This window comes from Evansella vedderi (genome assembly GCF_030813435.1).
Lineage (GTDB): Bacteria > Bacillota > Bacilli > Bacillales > Salisediminibacteriaceae > Evansella > Evansella vedderi.
The window spans coordinates 16,109-35,811 of sequence record NZ_JAUSUG010000025.1; the positions used below are offsets into that span (position 1 = coordinate 16,109).

Genomic DNA, 19,703 nt, shown 5'->3' on the forward strand with positions numbered 1-19,703 from the left:
ACAACTCGTAGCAAACTCTAGAAGCTATGCTCGTCGCTGGAGTCGACGCCTTCCGCTTCTCCAAGCTAATAAAAAAATAAAATTTATGAAAATAGCCTAGAAAAAAGGGTGAGGATGTTGGAAAAAGCTTTTTCTGGACTCGAAAGAAAGAAATACTTAAAGGAATTGAGTTCAAAGGAATTAGATATCTTGATCATTGGCGGTGGAATTACTGGCGCCGGAATTGCCCTTGATGCCATATCAAGAGGGTATTCTGCTGGTTTAATAGAAATGCAGGATTTTGCTGCAGGAACATCTAGCCGATCAACTAAGCTTGTTCATGGTGGACTTCGGTATTTAAAGCAACTAGAAATAAAGCTAGTATCTGAGGTTGGTAAGGAGCGAGCCATCGTATATGAGAACGCTCCCCATGTTACAACTCCCGAATGGATGCTACTTCCTATTATAAAGGGTGGGACATTTGGTAAATTTACCACTTCATTTGGTTTAAAAATATATGATTATTTAGCGCAAGTAAAAAAGCATGAAAAACGAAGGATGCTTAACAGAGAACAAACCATAGCTAAAGAACCACTGATAAGAAAGGAAGGGTTGAAAGGGAGCGGGCTATATGCAGAATATAGGACGGATGATGCTCGACTAACGATAGAGGTTTTAAAAAAAGCTGTAGCGCTAGGAGCGACTGCAGTTAATTATGCAAAGGTAGAGAAATTTTTGTATGAAAATGGGAAGGTTGTAGGAGTGGTTGCCCAAGATCTATTAACAAAAGAAGAGTACCACATTCGTGCTAGGAAAGTCGTTAATGCAACAGGACCTTGGGTCGATACATTGAGGAAGGAGGATCGTTCGAAAAAAGAGAAATACCTCCATTTAACAAAGGGAACTCATATCGTCATTGACCAATCTAGATTTCCTTTAAAGCAGGCAGTATATTTCGATACGCCAAAGGATGGGAGAATGATCTTTGCTATCCCCCGGCAAGGGAAAACATATATTGGAACAACAGATACGACGTATGTGGGGGATCTTGCCAACCCTCATATGACTGAGGGGGATTTGAATTATATTCTCAACGCCGTAAACTATATGTTCCCAGATGTAAAACTTACAAGGGAGGACGTGGAGTCCAGTTGGGCTGGATTACGTCCATTAATTCATGAAGAAGGAAAAACTGCCTCTGAAATTTCTAGAAAGGATGAAATTTTTATTTCAGAGTCAGGTCTTCTCTCCATTGCAGGGGGAAAATTAACGGGATATCGCAAAATGGCAGAAAAAATTGTTGATCTCATTGAAAAGCAATGGGGCACAGTTACCCCATGTAAGACGGCAAAATTAACTCTTGCCGGCGGGGATGTTGGTGGATCAGAGGACTTCCCCTTATTTGTAAAAAAATATTCGCGGTTAGGTGAAGAGTTAGGTCTAGGGAAAGAAGAGGCCTTGAAGTTAACAAAGCTCTATGGATCCAATGTAAAAAAAGTTTATAAAATAGTGGAAGAAAAAAGGGAGCTTGCCAAAAAATATCGCTTACCTAAAGAAGTGTTTGCTACTCTTTTTTATGGAATAGAGGATGAAATGGTAGTCTCACCAGTTGATTTTTTTAATAGGAGAACAGGGGCTTTACTATTTAATATTCAATGGGTGAAAAAATGGAAAAAAGGAGTGCTTCAATACATGTCAGACTACTTTCAGTGGTCTAATGAGCAAATAGATAGTTATAGGTTAGAGCTAGAAAGGGCGATGGCATTTGCCGAAGAGACAGCTGAAAGGGTGGAATCAAAAGGGAAAAATAGAAACACCATTTCCGTTAACTTTCGACGATAATAAATAAGGTAGTAAATAAGTCGTGAAAGCGGTGTCACATTATACCTAGTAAAAGACAATCGAATATTTAGTTGGTCAGGTAGTAGTATTTAGACAAAACTAGCAAATTACTTGTTAAAAATAGAAAAATATGACTATTTTCTATTGTTTTTTTTACAAAATTACCTATAATAGTATTTATTAAGGTTTTGGTGAGGGATAACACATTCCCTAATAACAAGTACATTTGTCCTATAAATAAGTCTTTTACGAGAAGCGAGTGAGTGACATGGGGATTCATTACCATTTAATAAAGCAAATGGAAGCGAAAAGAAAACAGATGATTCGTTCAGCCAATGTCTATGGTTTCACATCAAAGCAAACAGTTCAATACAGCCAAGAGCTTGACCATTTAATGAATATATATAGAAGGTTGACAGTGGGAACGCCAAATAACAAAACGGAAAGAACAGAAGTTTTCCAATAAAAATATAGTATCATACACCCTCACATGGAAAGAAGGGTGTATTTTCTTTGGAGGATATATATTAACTTTGTACATGCTTGAATTTGATATATACTGTATTTTATAAGCTACTAGGAGAAAGGGCGGAATACATATGCAAGTAAAAATGGCTAACTTACCAGGAATTGGTAAAAAGTTTTCTTTTATTACAGCACAAAACAGCATGATTGTGTTAATTGTTCACCACACTGGAAAAAGGGAATTGTATTTCTTCCATGATCAGGATAATGATGAGGCTGATTTTGCCATCGACCTAACGGCTGATGAAACAAGAGAATTAGGAGCGCATCTCTTAGGGGCTATGTTTCAGCCAGTTGACGTGGACAAAATGAAGCTGTTGAAGAGCCAAATTGTGACAGAGTGGATTAAACTAGATAAACATTCGTCAATAGTTAATAAGACCATTAGTCAATCTGAGGTTCGTAAAAAGACTGGTGTTTCTATTGTTGGTATTTTCAGAGATAACGATGTTATTGCAAGTCCAGGGTTGGATGAAGTGTTATTAGAGGGTGATACGGTTATGGTTATTGGTAAACAGGAGGAAATATCTAAATTTGAAGCTCTATGTGAAGGTAAGGAGATTTCCTAGTGGAAATTTATATTCCAGTAATGCTGAGTGCCGGAATCATCTTCCTCCTGATGTTTATATTCGGACTCATTAGCTTTAAATTTAAAATTCCCGAAGTTATTATCTATATATTATTAGGGGTTGTTTTAGCTTCCTTTCTAGGAGACAATGAATTACTGTTTTTAATAGGTGAAGTGGGAATTGTTTTATTGTTTTTTATGTTAGGTATGGAATTCCCAATAAAACAGTTGTTAAAGGTGGCTAAAAAAGTTACACCAGCAGGTACCTTGGACGTTATACTTAATATTGGTGTAACGATGCTTATCGTTTACCTGTTTGGTTTAGGTCTTCTAGAATCCCTGATTATTGGTGGGGTAGTTTATGCCACGAGTTCATCGATTACAGCAAAGCTATTAGAGACGAATAAGCGGATGGCCAATCCTGAGTCAGAATTTATATTAGGATTATTAATATTTGAGGATTTGGTAGCCCCTGTATTAGTTGCTATTCTTGTAGGTTTAACTGCTGGTGTTGGAATGACTGGCGGCTCCTTTACTATTCTAATCCTGAAGGTAGTAGCCCTTACAGCTGGTGCCATTATTTTAGGACAATTATTATTTACTAGATTGCAGAATTTCTTTGAACGCTATTTAAGCTCCGATATTTTTATCATGTTTGTAATAGGTATTGCGTTAGCATATGGTGGTTTTGCACTATTCCTCGATTTATCAGAGGTTCTCGGTGCATTCCTAGCGGGGATCATGATTGCAGAAGTGAGAAAGACGGAACAGCTAGAGCACTTGATCCTGCCAATTAGAGATTTAACTTTACCGTTATTTTTCCTATGGTTTGGTACTACCATTGAATTTGGAGCAGGCGTTCCGATGATTCCCCTATTGATAACATTGGTTGTATGGGCAATTATTGCAAAAATAATTGTAGGTGTCGTTGGAGGGAGGATGTACGGACTCAGTAAAAAAGTTTCCGTTCGGGCCGGTTTTTCCTTAATTCAGCGGGGGGAATTCTCCATTATTATTGCAGCCCTTGCAACCGCTGAAGTAATGGTATTCAGCAGTATATTTATTTTAGTCATTGCTATGATCGGTATTGTATTCTTCCAATTTGCACCGAAAATTGCGAAGAAGCTCTATCCAGATAAGAAACCTGAAAAAGTAAAGTTGCCAGGGTAAAAATATTTTATAAGGGGTTGTCTCAAAAGGTTAAAAGAATACCATCCGAGGCAACCTCTTTGTAATACCTTTGTAATATTTGTTAACAGAATATTTTTTAAATTGGACGTCTGTGACATGCTATTTTTTCATCATTATGTAGTATAATGAAAAAAAAGGTAAAGAAGGCGGTGGTTTTATACGTGGCTATCTTGTACATTTGTAAAAGATGTAATGGTAATGGTTCCGTTGAAAGGAAGCTCTGGTTTATGAAGAGAAAGGTTTCTTGTCCGTATTGCAAAGGGGCAGGCAAAAGGAAATATAAAAAGGATAAAATAGGCTAATGGGTTTCCTGCATCTTTTATAGTGCAGGTTTTTTTTGTTGTGCTTTTTATTTTCTTCCGAATAGAGGTTGAAAAAGGAATTGTGTATTGATAAAGGGAAAAAAGTTACCGAAAAGGGAAGAGGAGAAGGATTTGGGTAACAATAAAGGGGGAAAAGTTACCGAAATAGAAAGCTACAATCGATTTGGGGAACGAATGCATTCCAACTAAGGACTAAAAGAAGATGCCCACTAAAATAAGCATAGGTAGCAGCTATAAACTATAGTCACTACCTATACTTCGTGAAGTCTTTCTCATTAAACTACTCTAATAACTCCCAACCGGTTGATAGACCTAAATCCGGATACTTATCTTGGAAATAACGAAGAGTAAATTCGTTTTCGAATAAAATGACAGAACGACCTTGCTGATCGTGTACATGCATTTTTCGGCTGTCCAGCATTTTATCTGTCACTTCCCCTTTCGTAACCCAGCGGGCCAGTTCATGGGTTAAGTGGGTAAATTCAATATCTACGTTGTATTCGTTCTTCATCCTATATTCGAATACCTGGAATTGCAGCTCCCCAACGGCACCTATAATGAAGTCTTCAAAATAGGGTGTTTTATAAAGCTGTATAGTTCCCTCTTGAACAAGTTGAGAAAGACCTTTGTGATATTGCTTGTGCTTTAGGGCGTTTTTTGCCATTATTTTTGCAAAGCGTTCTGGGGGAAACTGTGGCATTTCTTCATAAACGATTCGTTCATTTCCACTCACTAGTGTATCCCCAACCTCAAAGTTTCCAGAGTCATATAAACCGATAATATCTCCTGGCATTGCAGTATCCACTGTTTCACGATCCGAAGCAAAAAAGGAGTGGGACTGGCTTAGCTTCATTTTCTTCCCTGTGCGAGAAAGCATCACTTCCATACCCCGTTCAAATTTCCCTGAGCAGACGCGGAAGAAGGCAATTCGGTCACGATGGTTAGGGTTCATATTCGCTTGAATCTTAAAAATGAACCCTGTAAATGTGTCACTATCAGGGTCTACAAGCTCCCCAGACGCTTTACGTGGTTGTGGTTCTGCCGCTAGCTTTACAAAGTTATCCAAGAAGGATTGTACTCCAAAGCTAGATAGTGCACTACCAAAAAACACTGGAGTTAATTGTCCATTTTGAACCTTTTCCATTGTAAATTCATTACCAGCTTCTTCTAAAAGCATAATGTCTTCTTCTAATTTTTCTTTTTCAAAGGATTGAAGGACCTTCTGCTCACTATATGGAACAATCTCCCGTTCGTGGGAGTCATTGTACAGTTCAATTTTCTCATCAGGAATGCTGTAGATCCCGCGTAATGTTTTTCCCATACCAATAGGCCAGTTCATGGGATAGGTTTCCATCTCTAAGACCTCTTCAATCTCTGCTAAAAGATCAAGTGGTTCTTTTCCTTCACGGTCCAATTTATTGATGAAAGTTAAAATAGGGATACCACGCATACGGCAGACCTTAAATAACTTCAAAGTTTGAGCCTCGATACCTTTCACACTATCGATAACCATTACGGCTGTATCTACAGCTGTTAACGTTCGATAGGTATCTTCACTGAAGTCCTCATGCCCAGGTGTATCTAATATATTAATTTGTATATCATTATAAATAAGTTGCATTACACTGGAGGTTACGGAAATTCCCCTTTGTTTTTCAATCTCCATCCAGTCTGATGTAGCAAACTTACCAGATTTTTTTCCTTTAACAGTTCCGGCGCTTCTAATACCTCCACCGAGTAATAACAGTTTTTCTGTTAACGTAGTTTTCCCAGCATCGGGGTGGGAGATAATAGCAAACGTCCTTCTAGGTGTTTCGTTAGTCATATACATAACCCTTTCCAGCTAAGTTGAAATGCTCCAATTTCTCATTATATACAAAAGTGGAGAAAGAATCACTATTTTTTTCCGTTTTGCCCACTCAGAACTAGATATTGTGCATATGTTGTGGATGAAACGATGAAAGGGGGCTGCTAATATGTCTCACACTCCAGCAAGGGGCTATGTAGGGGGCTTTGCCTTCATTTTAGTGTTATTTATCTTGTTAGCTATTATTGGTGCTGCTTATGTGTACTAAATAGCAGAAAGGAGGAACGAAAGGATTTTTCCATACCTTTTGGTTCCTCCTCTTTTCTTTCCACCTATGTTTCTTTCTTCCATTGTACAAAAAATAATAGGAAAAAGGACAATGTGACGATGGATAGTACCCAATATATAGCAAGCTCCGTTCTTCCCGTTTCCACTGCAATATAGATGGCGGTAGGAACTGTTTGTGTTCTTCCAGGAATGTTTCCAGCAAACATAAGGGTTGCACCAAACTCCCCAAGGGCCCTTGCAGCACCAAGGATGAAAGCAACAATCATGACATTTTTAGATAAAGGAATGGTGACGTATCGAAAGATTTGCAGAGAATTTCCACCCAAGACTTGTCCCACATCTTCTAAATCCTTATCCACCTGTTCAAATCCGGCCTTAAGGGTTTGATACATAAGGGGAAAAGCGACGATAGTGGCAGCCATCACTGCAGCGATAAAGGAAAATACAATCGTCTCGCTAAAAATAAATTCGTAGACTCTCCCAATAGTACTGTTTCGGCCAAAAAAGTAGAGTAGGCCAAATCCAATAACCGTTGGCGGCAGTACTAACGGTAGCATTAGTAATGTTTCTAGTAGTTGTTTGCCTTTGAAATTACGCCGTTTCATTAACCCAGCAGCAATTAAGGCGAGGGAAAACCCTAGAATACTTGCTATCACTGTTACTCGTATGGAAATAAATATGGGTGTCCAAAAATCTAAATTCATGAAAAATCACTCTTTTATGGAATAGTTTTAAATCCGTTTCTTTGAAAAATGTGTTGTGCCTCTTCAGCTTGTAGCCAATGGTAGAAATCAGTAATCTCAGGATTAGCGTTCTTCATTATTCCCATTGGGTAATAAATGGGAGAATAGGTGTCAGCGTCTATTATATCAAACACATTAACATTTGACTGAACTGTGTCCGTAACATAGACAATCCCTGCATCCACATTCGCTGTTTCTACGTAAGTTAATGCTTGTCTTGTATCATTTGAAAATATTATTTTATGTTCCATATTAGTCCAAATCTCGGCCGTTTCTAGTGCCTCCTTCGCATAGTGACCTACCGGTACCATCTCAGGTTGTCCAATCGCTATACGGCCAATCTGATCGTTGTTCAATAAATCTTCTATGGAAACGATGGATAAATTACTATCAGCAGGTGTTATAACTACTAACTGGTTTTGTAATAGGTCTGCTCTCATTTCAAGGTCTCCTTGAGACTCTAACAAATCCATATCCCTTGAGGAGGCGGAAATAAATAAGTCTCCTGGTGCTCCCTGAGTAATTTGCTGCCGTAGTCTTCCAGAAGAGCTAAAATTAAATATAAGATTCACATGGGGATTTTGCAGTTCGTATTCACTTTTTAACTCATTCATTACATCGGTTAAACTTGCAGCTGCCATTACGTGAAGTTCCACTGTTTCATTTGTATTAGAGCAAGCAGTATAAGTAAAGAGGGAGAATATAAAAAGAGTGAGCAATACTATTCTTTTCAATGGAATGTACCTCCGATTTTTAATCATTACAAATTCCATTATATTTTATATGGGAACAGTATTCCATGAGAATATAAAAAAAGCCTGCCTAAGGTAGTAGCCAAACCTTAGACAGCCTCTTTTCGTTACGATGGATTTTCTTCAAAAGCTGGTAGGAACTTCGTAAAGTATGCTCCTAACAATGTCAGGATAGTGGCACCAGTCCAAAATACGACGCCGTATAGAGAAAGCCCCATTAGTCCCACTAGGACATAAAATACGGGAATTAGCATAAAGCAGATAGGTGTAAGCCAAGCTTTCAATGTATTTCCCCCTTTCTTACAAAGGTATACTTTAGATTAGTAATGATTATTTTTTCGGAGATTATTCTGTGTTAGTGGATAAATAAATGTAACGGATAAGATTACAATATTAATATGTTGATAATGTTGTTATGATGATTTAAATTCGCCAACACAAATTTAAAACCCTTCAAATATTCGAAATATTTAGTTGACGGCTTTTTTGACTCCTGTTATACCCGGAAAAAATGAGGGACAAACTAATTATATCTGTCTAAAAAATCAAGGAAGAGAGTCAATAGATGAAAAACTATCCCAGCTTTGAGGAAATAAAAGAGGTCCATGCAAAATTATCACAAATGAGACTAGAATATTGGTTGCATCATGATCTATTTTCCATGCAATGGTGGTTGTTAGTAGCGGTCTTAATCATTCCATGGATTATATGGTGGAGGTTTGTTGATAAAAAGAGATTAACTACCATCTTGCTGTTTGGAACGATCCTGATGATCGTAGTTATGATGCTGGATGATATTGGGGTCGAGGCGCAGCTGTGGTCCTATCCTTATCAATTAATAAGTATTCTTCCGAGACTAGTTTCCATTGATCAAGGAATTATTATTATTTTTCATATGGCACTATATCAGCTTTTCCCTAAATGGAAGTCCTTTTTAATTGCGAATACTATAATGGCGACTGCATTTACATTCATATTTGAACCAATTACGGTATGGCTTGGAATATACCAATTAGATAACTGGGAGTATGTGTATTCCTTTCCCATTTATATTGCTAAGGCGTCCTTAGTCAAATATCTAGTAGATGAAGTGATTACAAAAGCAGAGGGAAAAACTCCCATACAGAATAGGATAGAAAAACAGTGAGTAACGAAGAGTTATTCCTTCGTTACTCACTGTTTTCATTATTGTGCTTGTTCGTATTGTGAAATTTTATCTTCATGTGTCAAGGTTACAGCGATTTCGTCCCATCCATTGAGGAGCATTTCCCTGTGGTAGGCTGGAACTTCAAATGTAGCTTCAAACCCTTCACTGTCTTGAATCACTTGTTTTTCTAAATCGACGGTTAATTCATACGTGGAAGTCTCCGCTTTTTCAATTAGCTGTTCTACTCCCTTTTCCGAGAGTTTGATTGCGAGAATTCCGTTCTTTACACAGTTATTATAGAAAATATCAGCATAGCTTGGGGCAATAATAATCTTAAAACCATAATCCTGCAGTGCCCAAGGGGCATGTTCCCGTGATGATCCGCATCCAAAATTTTCCCCTGCAACAAGAATGGAAGCATTGTCATACTTAGGGTCATTCAAAGAGAAGTCTTCTCGGCGAATGCCATCATCATCAAAACGCCAGTTGTAGAATAAGAATTGTCCGAACCCTTGACGTTCGATTCGTTTCAAGAATTGCTTCGGTATTATTTGGTCTGTATCAATATTGGATCTGTTTAATGGATAAACGAGTCCTTTATGTTTTCGAATAGGTTCCATATTGTGATTTTTCCCTCCTATGATGAAAGTGTTGTAGCAAATTTACGAACATCTACGAAACGTCCTTCAATCGCTGCGGCTGCTGCCATCTCTGGACTAACAAGATGTGTACGAGCTCCGTTACCTTGACGCCCCTCAAAATTACGATTGGATGTGGAGGCACAGCGCTCACCATATGGTACGATATCATCATTCATGGCTAGACACATACTGCAGCCAGCTTCTCTCCATTGGAAGCCTGCCTCCTTGAAGATAACGTCCAAGCCTTCTTCTTCGGCAGCAAGCTTTATACTTTGCGATCCAGGAACAACAATGGCCTGTACTGTATCTTTTACCTTTTTTCCTTCAACGATAGAAGCTGCTTTACGTAGATCACTTAAACGGGAATTAGTACAGGATCCTATAAATACATGATCAATTTCTACAGAAGATATAGGTTGGTCTGCTGTGAGGCCCATGTACTCTAACGCTCGGGATATTTCGTCCTTTTCGTTTTTAGTTGATGCTTTATCAGGGTTAGGGACTGTGGCATTAATAGGAATACACATACCTGGATTCGTACCCCAAGTGACTTGTGGTTCCACTTCATTAGCATCTATTTCTACTGTTGTGTCATACTCTGCACCTTCGTCTGTGGCAAGTGCTTGCCACTTTTCAACTGCTTCATCAAAATCTTTTCCTTTTGGTACATGGCGTCTACCCTTTAAATAGTTAAAAGTAGTTTCATCAGGACTGATCAAACCAGCTCTAGCACCAGCTTCAATGGACATATTACAAACGGTCATTCGTTCTTCCATTGATAGGGAGCGGATGGCATCACCTGTATATTCAACCACATAGCCTGTACCAAAGCGTACTCCAAACTTAGCAATAATTGCGAGAATTAAATCCTTTGCAGTTACTCCGGTTCCTAACTGCCCATTCACCTTTACGTTAAGAGTTTTTGGTTTCGTTTGCCAAAGTGTTTGGGTAGCAAGAACATGCTCCACTTCACTCGTCCCAATTCCAAATGCTAAAGCACCAAAAGCCCCATGTGTGGAAGTATGGCTATCTCCACATACAATGGTTTTTCCAGGTTGAGTCAAACCTAGCTCAGGTCCAATAACGTGGACAATACCTTGGTCAGGATGGTCGATATCTGCTAATGGAATCCCGAATTCCTCACAATTTTCTTTTAGTGTTTCCATTTGTTTTTTGGAAACAGGGTCTTTAATAAAATATCTATCTAACGTTGGGACGTTGTGATCCATTGTAGCGAATGTACGGTCAGGACGTCTTACCTTACGACCTTGCATCCTTAATCCCTCGAAAGCTTGTGGGGATGTTACTTCATGGACAAGATGTAAATCGATATAAAGAAGATCTGGCTTATTGGGTTCCACATGAACAACATGTTGTTCCCAAATTTTTTCAATAATTGTTTTTGGTTGCGACATGATATCACTCCTTATATAAAAAGTTGTCAGTATCTTGCGCCACTTTAACTACTTAAATTTTTGGCTATATTAGCTCATTGTTGATTGTAGCGGAAGGCGTGAGACTCCTGCGGGAGAAGCTTGTCAAAGGGAGACCCCACAGGAGCGTCAGCGACGAGGAGGCTTCCTGACCGCCCGCGGAAAGCGAACGCCTGGAGCGGAAATCAACAGACAAGTATAATAGAGCTAAATTAGTTTAAAGGAGGCGCCTTAAGCTTTTCTTATTAGCAATAACAGCTTTGAATACTTTTTGTTGCACTTTCTGCTTTAATAAATTGAACAACAAGCTCTGTCATTTTTTCAGTGCCGACCTTTTGACCATTTCCTAATATGTTTAAATCAGCTGTATGATAGCCTTCGTCAAGAACAGCCTTGACCGCACTTTCCACTAAGTTTGCTTCATTCTCTAAGTGGAAGGAGTGTTTTAGCATTAGTGCTGCGGATAAAATCATTGCTAGAGGATTGGCAATTCCCTGACCAGCAATATCTGGAGCAGATCCGTGAACTGGTTCATACAGCCCGAAGCTATCTTCTCGTAAGCTAGCAGAAGGAAGCATTCCAAGGGAACCCGTTAATACAGAGGCTTCATCGCTTAAAATATCTCCAAACATGTTTTCCGTAACCATTACATCAAATTGAGCAGGGTTAGTGATGAGCTTCATAGCGGCTGCATCCACAAGGACATGTTCAACGGTCACGTCTGGGTATTGTGCTTTTTTCTCTTCTACCACTTCACGCCATAGCTTACTAGATTCAAGTACATTTGCCTTATCTACAGATGTAAGCTTCTTCCTGCGAAGCTGTGCGCATTGGAATCCTTTATCCACAATACGCTCAATTTCTTTACGAGTGTAAGCTAGTGTATCCACCACGGATTGACCATCATTTTGTCTTTCGCTTGGTGTACCAAAATATAGACCTCCAGTGAGCTCTCTAACAATAAGAAGGTCACTTCCATCCACAACATGTTCCTTTAAAGGAGAAGCGTGGAGCAGGGTAGGGAAGCCTTTAATTGGACGTAGGTTTGCGAACAAGCCAAGCTCCTTTCGAATTCCAAGGAGTCCTCGTTCTGGTCTTAAGTGGGAAGGATTGTTATCCCATTTAGGTCCACCAACGGCACCTAACAGTACAGCATCTGCTTCTTTACATGCTGCTGTCGTTTCATCTGGTAGGGGAGTACCATGCTTATCGATGGCAACTCCTCCAATATCATAGGTGGAAAAGGTGAATGTATGATTAAATTCGTCTGCAATGGCGTTTAAAACTTCCTTTGCCGAGTCCATAACTTCGGTACCAATACCATCTCCAGGAAGCAATACTATTTGTTTTTTCATGGATGTATCCTCCTTTAAATTTGAGCTGTTTCTTTTACTACTTTCCTATGGTTGAAAAAGAAACGGTTTACAGCATTTAAAAACGCTTTTGCGGACGCTTCTAATACGTCTTGTGCGGAACCTCTTCCGCTTACCTGTGTTCCGTTAACGGACATTTTAATATGAACTTCAGCTAGGGCATCTCTTCCTTGGCCAACAGAGCTTAAGGAAAAATCAGTTAAATGGATTTTTTCCTCTACTAATGTTTCAAGAGTGTTATATAAAGCTTCCACACTTCCTTGACCTGTACAGGCTGTTTCAACACGGTTTCCAACAGGTGTAGTTAGAGCCACAGTTGCTGTTGGGATATTGGCAGAACCATATTGAACTTGGAAGCTTTCCAGTTCATATTTCTTTACATTAGAAAGGTCCGTCTGAATATCTGTTAATATGGTAAATAAGTCGTCATCCGTAACTTCTTTTTTACGATCCGTTAATTGTTTGAAGGCTTGGAATGCTTCCAATAGCTGTTCATTGGATAAAGTGAAGCCAAGCTGTTCAATTTTATCTTTAAAGGCGTGTCTCCCAGAATGCTTTCCAAGAACTAGATTGTTAGACTGTATTCCTACTAATTCTGGTGTGATAATTTCGTAAGTGGAGGCATTTTTTAAGACACCATCCTGATGAATACCAGATTCATGGGCAAAGGCATTTCGACCAACTACTGCTTTATTGGCTGGTACAGCCATACCTGTTAATCTACTTACAAGGTCACTTGTTCGTTTAATTTCTTTTAATATGAGATTTGTAGTATAAGGGTATTTATCATTGCGAATATTTAATGCTACGGCTATTTCTTCGAGTGCTGCGTTTCCGGCCCGTTCACCAATTCCGTTAATTGTTCCTTCTATTTGGGTTGCCCCATTTTCAATAGCGGCAATTGTGTTAGCCACTGCCATTCCTAGGTCGTCATGACAATGTGCGGACAATGCTACTTTGTCAATATTCCGAACATTTTCCTTAATATATCGGAACAAGATGCCATACTCTTCAGGAGTAGTGTAGCCAACTGTATCAGGAAGATTAATGACAGTTGCTCCTGCATCTATTACTTTTTCAATAACTTTAACTAAGAAGTCCTTGTCAGAACGGGAAGCATCCTCTGCAGACCATTCTACTTGAGGAAATTTTTTTCTTGCATAAGCTACCATGTTGACTGCCGTTTCCATTACTTGTTCTGGAGTTTTCTTTAATTTATAGGTCATGTGAATGGGGGAGGTGGCTAAGAAAATATGCAGCCTAGGCTCTGCAGCATCCTTTAGTGCATCCCAGGCTATATCAATATCTGACTTTGTTGCCCTTGCAAGTCCTGTTACAGAGGAATTTTTAATGGTTCTTGCAATATTTCTAACCCCTTCAAAATCCCCATGGGAGGAAGCTGGAAATCCAGCTTCCATAATATCTACACCAAAACGCTCTAGTTGCTTAGCGATCTCTAATTTCTCTAGTTGATTTAAATTGACACCAGGAGATTGTTCACCATCCCTTAGTGTTGTATCGAAGACTTTAATTAGACGCATTAGCGACCACTTCCTTCTTGGAGTTTTGCTGTTTTTTTACAAATGGCATTAACTCACGAAGCTCACGGCCTACCTTTTCAATTTGATGTGTATTTTCCTTTGCATTGATTGCAGTAAATTGTGGACGGTTTACTTGGTTTTCAAGGATCCAACCTTTTGCAAAGTCGCCAGTTTGAATATCGTGAAGAACTTCCTTCATACGGGCTTTTGTTTCTTCATTGACAACACGCGGTCCAGATACAAAGTCACCCCATTGTGCTGTATCAGAGATGGAGTAGCGCATTCCTTCAAGTCCACCTTCATACATAAGGTCAACAATAAGTTTTAATTCGTGTAAACACTCAAAGTAGGCAACCTCAGGTTGATATCCTGCCTCTGTTAATGTCTCAAATCCAGCTTTTACGAGGCTCGTTAAGCCACCGCAAAGGACTGCCTGTTCTCCGAATAGATCTGTTTCCGTTTCTTCTTGGAAGGATGTTTCTAAAATACCAGCGCGTCCTGCACCGACTCCTTTTGCATAGGCTAAAGCAACGTCTTTCGCTTTACCTGTGGCATCTTGGTAAACGGCATATAGGGCAGGTACCCCAGCACCTTCTTCAAACGTACGGCGAACGAGATGACCAGGACCCTTTGGCGCAACTAGGAATACGTCAACCCCTTCTGGAGGAACAACTTGATTAAAGTGAATGTTAAAACCATGAGCAAAGGCTAAAGCATTTCCTGGTTGAAGATTTGGTTTAATACTTTCCTCATAGATTTTTGGCTGGCTTTCGTCAGGGAGGAGGACCATTACTACGTCCGCTTGTGCGGTAGCCTCTGCTACTGTTTGAACATCCACACCATCTTGAACTGCCTTATCCCAAGACTTTCCTGGTCTTAAACCAACGACAACGTTAAAGCCGCTTTCCTTTAAATTTAAAGCGTGGGCGTGACCTTGGGAGCCGTATCCGATAATAGCAATTTTTTTTGTTTTCAAAACCTCTTCTTGAATATTGTTGTTATAAAGTACTTTTGTCATAATAAACATCCTTTCGTTATTGGAAATATTTTTTTATTTTATATTGAGGCAGGGACAAAAGTATTTTTACTAATAAGAAATCCGAACAAACTAGATGTAGGTGCAATCTACCCGCTTCGTAAATATACTTCGCTAAGGTAGTGCATTGTTCGTATTTCCGATTAAACACTTTAGTTATGTCCCAGCCTCTTTTAAGAAAAGTACCTTCAAAGACCTATCTTTGAAAAAACATTTTCTTATTTTAATAGAGAATAGCTAGTTAACTCTGTTACTTGTGGTTGGTGCCCTCTCAAAAATGCTGTTAAACCAGTGCGGGCAAGTTCTTTAATACCATAAGGTCGAAGAAGTTCAATAAGTGCTTCTACTTTTTCTGGTTTTCCAGTAACTTGGATTGCCAGGCTGTCTTTACTAACATCAATAATAGAAGCTCGGAATGGTTCAATAATGCCTTGAATTTCGCTACGTAGCTGACTAGTGCTAACTACCTTAATAAGAGCTAACTCCCTAGCAACGATTGCTTTATCCGTAATATCAGAAACCTTTAGAACATCGATTTGTTTATTTAGTTGCTTTGTAAGCTGTTCTAACTTTTGGTTGTCTTCCACTTCTACAACTAATGTCATTCTTGAAATGCCTTCTGATTCTGTTCTTCCTACGGAAATACTTTCAATGTTGTATTGGCGCTTTTGTAATAAACCTGTTACTCGATTTAAAACACCGCTCCTATTTTGAACAACTGCTGTAATTATTCGTTTCATGGTTTCACTCCTATCATTTCTTGTATTCCTTTTCCAGGAGCGATCATTGGATACACATTTTCTTGCTGTAACACTCGGCAGTCGAGAAGGACTGGACCGTTGTAGTCAAAGACCTCTGGAAGAACGTTAATTAATTCTTCCTGTGTTTCTACTTTAATACCTCGTATATGATAGCTTTCTGCAAGCTTTACGAAATCTGGCTGTACATGTAATAGGGATTCAGAATAGCGTTTTTCATAAAAGGCTTCCTGCCATTGTCTTACCATTCCAAGAGCACCATTATTAACAATGATAATTTTGATTGGCAGTCCCCGTTCTTGCAGAACAGAAAGCTCCTGTAATGTCATCTGGAAGCCACCATCTCCTAATATGGCAACTACTGTTTCGTTTGGTTTTGCTAATTGAGCACCAATGGCAGCAGGGAATCCGAATCCCATGGTTCCTAATCCACCTGATGTTACCCAGCGGTTAGGTTTATCAAAAGTGTAGTATTGAGCTGCCCACATTTGGTGTTGACCAACATCCGTCGTAATAATGGCATCACCATTCGTTACTTTGTGCAATGCCTTCATGAGCCATTGTGGTACCATTTCCGTTCTCGGATTGTTATACCAAAGTGGATATTCTTCCTTTAGTTTGTTTATATGAGCCATCCATTTCTCATGTTTAGGTGATTCCGTTTTTTGAACTAGAAGCTGAGTCAATGCCTCTTTTGCATCAGCAACAATTGGAATCGTAGTAGATACGTTTTTCCCAATTTCAGCTGGATCAATATCAATGTGAGCGACTGTTGCATTTGGTGCAAAATGTTCTAGGTTTCCAGTTAAACGGTCATCAAATCTTGCTCCGATATTAATGAGTAAATCACAATCGTAAAGTGCCATATTCGCTGTATATGTTCCATGCATCCCTGCCATACCTAAAGCTAACTCGTGATTACCAGGGAAAGCTCCTAGTCCTAGCAATGTGGTGGCAACAGGCAGATCATGCTTTTCAGCAAAGGCAGTTAGTTCATGAGAGGCTTTCCCATGGAGAACACCTGCTCCAGCAAGTATGACTGGCTTTTCTGCTTTTGAAATGGAGTCTGCCAGCTTCTTTATTTGCAAAGGATTTGGTTTTGTTGTTGGCTGGTATCCAGGTAAATAGAAATCAGTATCATAGGAATCCTCACAAGGGTTAGCGGAAATATCCTTTGGGATATCAACCACTACTGGGCCTGGGCGACCAGTGGATGCAATATGAAAGGCTTCCTTTACAATTCTTGGTAAATCATCAATGGACTGAACTTGATAATTTTGTTTTGTAATGGGGGTTGTAATCCCAATTATATCTGCCTCTTGAAAGGCATCTGTTCCAATAACCCCTCTGGCAACTTGGCCGGTAAAGACAACGAGGGGTAAAGAATCCATCATTGCATCTGTAATTCCAGTAATAAGGTTTGTTGCTCCTGGACCACTAGTTGCAAGAACAACCCCAGGTTTTCCTGAAACTCTAGCATATCCTTCCGCCGCATGAATGGAACCTTGTTCGTGTCTTGTAAGAATATGCTGAAACGATCCTTTAGACCTGTATAAGGCGTCATAAATAGGTAATACAGCTCCTCCAGGGTATCCGAATATCATTTCAACTTCCTCTTCAATTAATGCTTCCACAAGAAGATCTGCACCAGTTTTTGGTTTCGTGCCGGGCTCTATTGCCGGCTTTGCTTCTGCCTTCACCTTATAATCCCTCCTAGGTAAAAATGTTTATTTTTGGTATTCATGAATGTTTAAGATTAGAATTTTAAAAATAAAAAGGCCTGATCTTCCCAAATAAACCACATGAGTATGCAGTTTATCGGGGAGAAAAGACCTTTCCTTTTCTCGGTACCACCCGAATTTACAACACTCTTACGAATGCTGCCTCATGAAGCAAACGAAGCTTGCTTCTTTTGATAACAGGTGCTGTATGCACCCGTTTAAGCCTACTTAGTTGAACTGTTCAGCTTAACACTCAGGGATGATGTCAGAGCAAGTTGTATTTCCGGGCTTCCAGCAACCCCGGCTCTCTGTGAATACAAATTCTTGATCCTTTATTCCCGTCATCGATTTTGTCATTATTAAATTTTCATTACTCCACCTGTATTAGCTGAGGTTACAAGCTTAGAGTACCTTGCTAGGTAACCTGTTTTTATTTTTGGTTCTGGTTTCACCCAATGGCTCTTACGTTCTTCTAGCACTTCATCATCCACAAGAAGCTCGATAGAACGAGTTTCTAAGTCGATAAGAATCGGGTCTCCATTTTGAACGAAGGCAATTGGTCCACCTTCTGCTGCTTCAGGAGAGATATGGCCGATGGATATTCCCCTGCTAGCACCGGAGAAGCGTCCATCTGTAATAAGAGCAACTTCCTTATCCAACCCTCTTCCTGCAATGGCAGAGGTGGGTGCAAGCATTTCTGGCATTCCTGGTCCACCTTTAGGTCCTTCATAGCGAATAACGACAACATGACCTGATTGCACTGTTCCATCGTTAATGCCTGCTTGAGCTTCATCTTGAGATTCAAAAACGATTGCTTCTCCTAGAAACTTTTTAATGGAAGGATCCACTGCCCCTACTTTAATTACGCCCCCGTTAGGAGCTAAGTTCCCGTGGAGGATGGAGAGTCCACCAACAGGGCTATAAGGATTATCTTTTGTTCGGATGACTTTCTCCTCTATAATTTTTGCATCTTTCACATTTTCAGAGATTGATTTTCCCGTAACAGTGATTTGATCCTTATGAATTAGTCCGTCGATTTTACATAGTTCATTGATAATGGCACTAACTCCACCTGCTAAATGTACGTCGTGCATGGAAAAGTCGGAAGCGGGACTAATTTTTGAAAGATAGGGAACTTTTTCTGCAATACGATTTATCTCGTGCAGGTCGTATTCAATTCCAGCCTCATGTGCAATAGCTAAAGTATGAAGAACGGTGTTTGTCGAACCGCCCATTGCCATATCAAGGGCAAATGCATTGTCAAAGGTTTCCTTCGTTAAAATATCCCTTGGCTTTACGTCATTTTTAACTAAATCCATCAAGTGAAAGGCTGCTTGTCGGATGAGATTATGTCTCTCATCTGATGTGGCTACTATAGTTCCGTTACCAGGGACTGTTAAGCCGAGCATTTCCATAAGTGAGTTCATGGAGTTTGCTGTAAACATTCCAGAGCAGGATCCACAGGTTGGACATGCGAGAGATTCTAGCTCGATTAATTCTTCCTCTGTCATAGATCCTTGATGATAAGATCCAACTCCTTCAAAAACAGATACAAGGGAGAGAGACTTACCACTTTTAGAGAGTCCTGCTTCCATCGGTCCACCTGATACAAAAACGGAAGGGACGTTTGTTCTTGCTGCAGCCATTAACATTCCTGGTGTAATTTTGTCGCAGTTTGGAATATAAAATACTCCATCGAACCAGTGGGCATTTATTACCGTTTCAGCACTATCTGCAATGATTTCACGGCTTGGGAGGGAATAACGCATCCCAATATGCCCCATGGCGATACCATCATCTACACCTATTGTATTAAATTCGAAGGGAATACCCCCAGCTTCTCGAATAGCTTCTTTCACTACTTCAGCGAAACGATTAAGGTGCATATGTCCTGGGATGATGTCTATATAAGAATTACAAACACCGATAAACGGTTTGTTCAAATCTTCCCCTTTAACTCCTGTTGCATGTAATAGACTTCGGTGTGGTGCACGGTCTATCCCTTTTTTGATCATATCGCTGCGCATGCAATACC

At 39.6% G+C, this 19,703-nt stretch carries 18 protein-coding genes; 6 read left to right on the forward strand and 12 right to left on the reverse strand.

The window, feature by feature from the left end; all coding sequences use genetic code 11:
• Nucleotides 1–117 precede the first annotated feature (117 nt).
• The 4 genes from J2S74_RS23025 (at nucleotide 118) to J2S74_RS23040 (ending at nucleotide 4,084) form a co-directional block, all read left to right on the forward strand.
• Nucleotides 118–1,821, forward strand: coding sequence for a glycerol-3-phosphate dehydrogenase/oxidase (locus J2S74_RS23025; protein WP_307330713.1), 1,704 nt, complete (start codon nucleotides 118–120; stop codon nucleotides 1,819–1,821).
• Between the two features lie 298 nt (nucleotides 1,822–2,119).
• Complete coding sequence (locus tag J2S74_RS23030; RefSeq protein ID WP_307330715.1) at nucleotides 2,120–2,287, forward strand: aspartyl-phosphate phosphatase Spo0E family protein; 168 nt, start codon at nucleotides 2,120–2,122, stop codon at nucleotides 2,285–2,287.
• Between the two features lie 145 nt (nucleotides 2,288–2,432).
• Nucleotides 2,433–2,915 carry a cation:proton antiporter regulatory subunit gene (locus J2S74_RS23035; protein ID WP_307330718.1) on the forward strand — a complete coding sequence of 161 codons (483 nt, stop codon included), beginning with the start codon at nucleotides 2,433–2,435 and terminating at the stop codon, nucleotides 2,913–2,915.
• A complete protein-coding gene (locus tag J2S74_RS23040) occupies nucleotides 2,915–4,084 on the forward strand; it encodes a cation:proton antiporter (protein ID WP_307330720.1) in 1,170 nt (389 codons plus the stop codon). The genes J2S74_RS23035 and J2S74_RS23040 overlap by 1 nt, the downstream gene beginning before the upstream one ends.
• 624 nt (nucleotides 4,085–4,708) lie before the next feature.
• On the opposite strand, the gene J2S74_RS23045 is transcribed toward J2S74_RS23040, so the two are convergent.
• Entirely contained in the window at nucleotides 4,709–6,253 is a 1,545-nt protein-coding gene (locus tag J2S74_RS23045) for a peptide chain release factor 3 (protein ID WP_307330722.1), read from the reverse strand.
• Nucleotides 6,254–6,404: 151 nt separating this feature from the next.
• Here J2S74_RS23045 and J2S74_RS23050 point away from each other — a divergent pair, with 151 nt between their 5' ends.
• Nucleotides 6,405–6,503, forward strand: coding sequence for a YjcZ family sporulation protein (locus J2S74_RS23050; protein ID WP_307330725.1), 99 nt, complete (start codon nucleotides 6,405–6,407; stop codon nucleotides 6,501–6,503).
• Between the two features lie 64 nt (nucleotides 6,504–6,567).
• Here J2S74_RS23050 and modB read toward each other — a convergent pair whose 3' ends face one another.
• The 3 genes from modB to J2S74_RS23065 form a co-directional block, all read right to left on the reverse strand.
• Entirely contained in the window at nucleotides 6,568–7,227 is a 660-nt protein-coding gene (gene modB / locus J2S74_RS23055; protein WP_307330728.1) for a molybdate ABC transporter permease subunit, read from the reverse strand.
• 14 nt (nucleotides 7,228–7,241) lie between these two features.
• Nucleotides 7,242–8,000, reverse strand: coding sequence for a molybdate ABC transporter substrate-binding protein (modA, locus tag J2S74_RS23060; RefSeq protein ID WP_307330731.1), 759 nt, complete (start codon nucleotides 7,998–8,000; stop codon nucleotides 7,242–7,244).
• 125 nt (nucleotides 8,001–8,125) lie between these two features.
• Nucleotides 8,126–8,302: a hypothetical protein gene (locus tag J2S74_RS23065; protein ID WP_307330734.1), complete on the reverse strand. Its 177-nt coding sequence runs from the start codon at nucleotides 8,300–8,302 to the stop codon at nucleotides 8,126–8,128.
• A gap of 281 nt (nucleotides 8,303–8,583) precedes the next feature.
• Here J2S74_RS23065 and J2S74_RS23070 point away from each other — a divergent pair, with 281 nt between their 5' ends.
• A complete protein-coding gene (locus J2S74_RS23070; RefSeq protein ID WP_307330737.1) occupies nucleotides 8,584–9,165 on the forward strand; it encodes a CBO0543 family protein in 582 nt (193 codons plus the stop codon).
• 38 nt (nucleotides 9,166–9,203) lie between these two features.
• On the opposite strand, the gene leuD is transcribed toward J2S74_RS23070, so the two are convergent.
• The 8 genes from leuD to ilvD all read right to left on the reverse strand — a co-directional run bounded on the left by leuD (nucleotide 9,204) and on the right by ilvD (nucleotide 19,695).
• Nucleotides 9,204–9,785, reverse strand: a complete 582-nt coding sequence (gene leuD, locus J2S74_RS23075; protein WP_307330741.1) for a 3-isopropylmalate dehydratase small subunit — start codon at nucleotides 9,783–9,785, stop codon at nucleotides 9,204–9,206.
• 17 nt (nucleotides 9,786–9,802) lie between these two features.
• Nucleotides 9,803–11,221, reverse strand: coding sequence for a 3-isopropylmalate dehydratase large subunit (gene leuC / locus J2S74_RS23080; protein WP_307330743.1), 1,419 nt, complete (start codon nucleotides 11,219–11,221; stop codon nucleotides 9,803–9,805).
• A 263-nt stretch (nucleotides 11,222–11,484) separates the two neighbouring features.
• On the reverse strand, nucleotides 11,485–12,594 hold the full coding sequence (leuB, locus tag J2S74_RS23085; RefSeq protein WP_307330746.1) for a 3-isopropylmalate dehydrogenase: 1,110 nt from the start codon (nucleotides 12,592–12,594) through the stop codon (nucleotides 11,485–11,487).
• Nucleotides 12,595–12,608: 14 nt separating this feature from the next.
• Nucleotides 12,609–14,153 (reverse strand): 2-isopropylmalate synthase, encoded by a 1,545-nt coding sequence (locus J2S74_RS23090; protein WP_307330748.1) that lies wholly within the window; start codon nucleotides 14,151–14,153, stop codon nucleotides 12,609–12,611.
• Nucleotides 14,140–15,171 carry a ketol-acid reductoisomerase gene (ilvC, locus tag J2S74_RS23095; RefSeq protein WP_307330749.1) on the reverse strand — a complete coding sequence of 344 codons (1,032 nt, stop codon included), beginning with the start codon at nucleotides 15,169–15,171 and terminating at the stop codon, nucleotides 14,140–14,142. Before ilvC ends, J2S74_RS23090 begins: the two co-directional genes overlap by 14 nt.
• Before the next feature lie 236 nt (nucleotides 15,172–15,407).
• Nucleotides 15,408–15,929 (reverse strand): acetolactate synthase small subunit, encoded by a 522-nt coding sequence (ilvN, locus tag J2S74_RS23100; RefSeq protein WP_307330751.1) that lies wholly within the window; start codon nucleotides 15,927–15,929, stop codon nucleotides 15,408–15,410.
• The gene (gene ilvB, locus J2S74_RS23105) at nucleotides 15,926–17,647 is read right to left on the reverse strand and encodes an acetolactate synthase large subunit (RefSeq protein WP_307330754.1); all 1,722 of its coding nucleotides are present in this window, start codon (nucleotides 17,645–17,647) and stop codon (nucleotides 15,926–15,928) included. The genes ilvN and ilvB overlap by 4 nt, the downstream gene beginning before the upstream one ends.
• Before the next feature lie 380 nt (nucleotides 17,648–18,027).
• Nucleotides 18,028–19,695, reverse strand: a complete 1,668-nt coding sequence (gene ilvD, locus J2S74_RS23110) for a dihydroxy-acid dehydratase (RefSeq protein WP_307330757.1) — start codon at nucleotides 19,693–19,695, stop codon at nucleotides 18,028–18,030.
• Nucleotides 19,696–19,703: the final 8 nt, after the last annotated feature.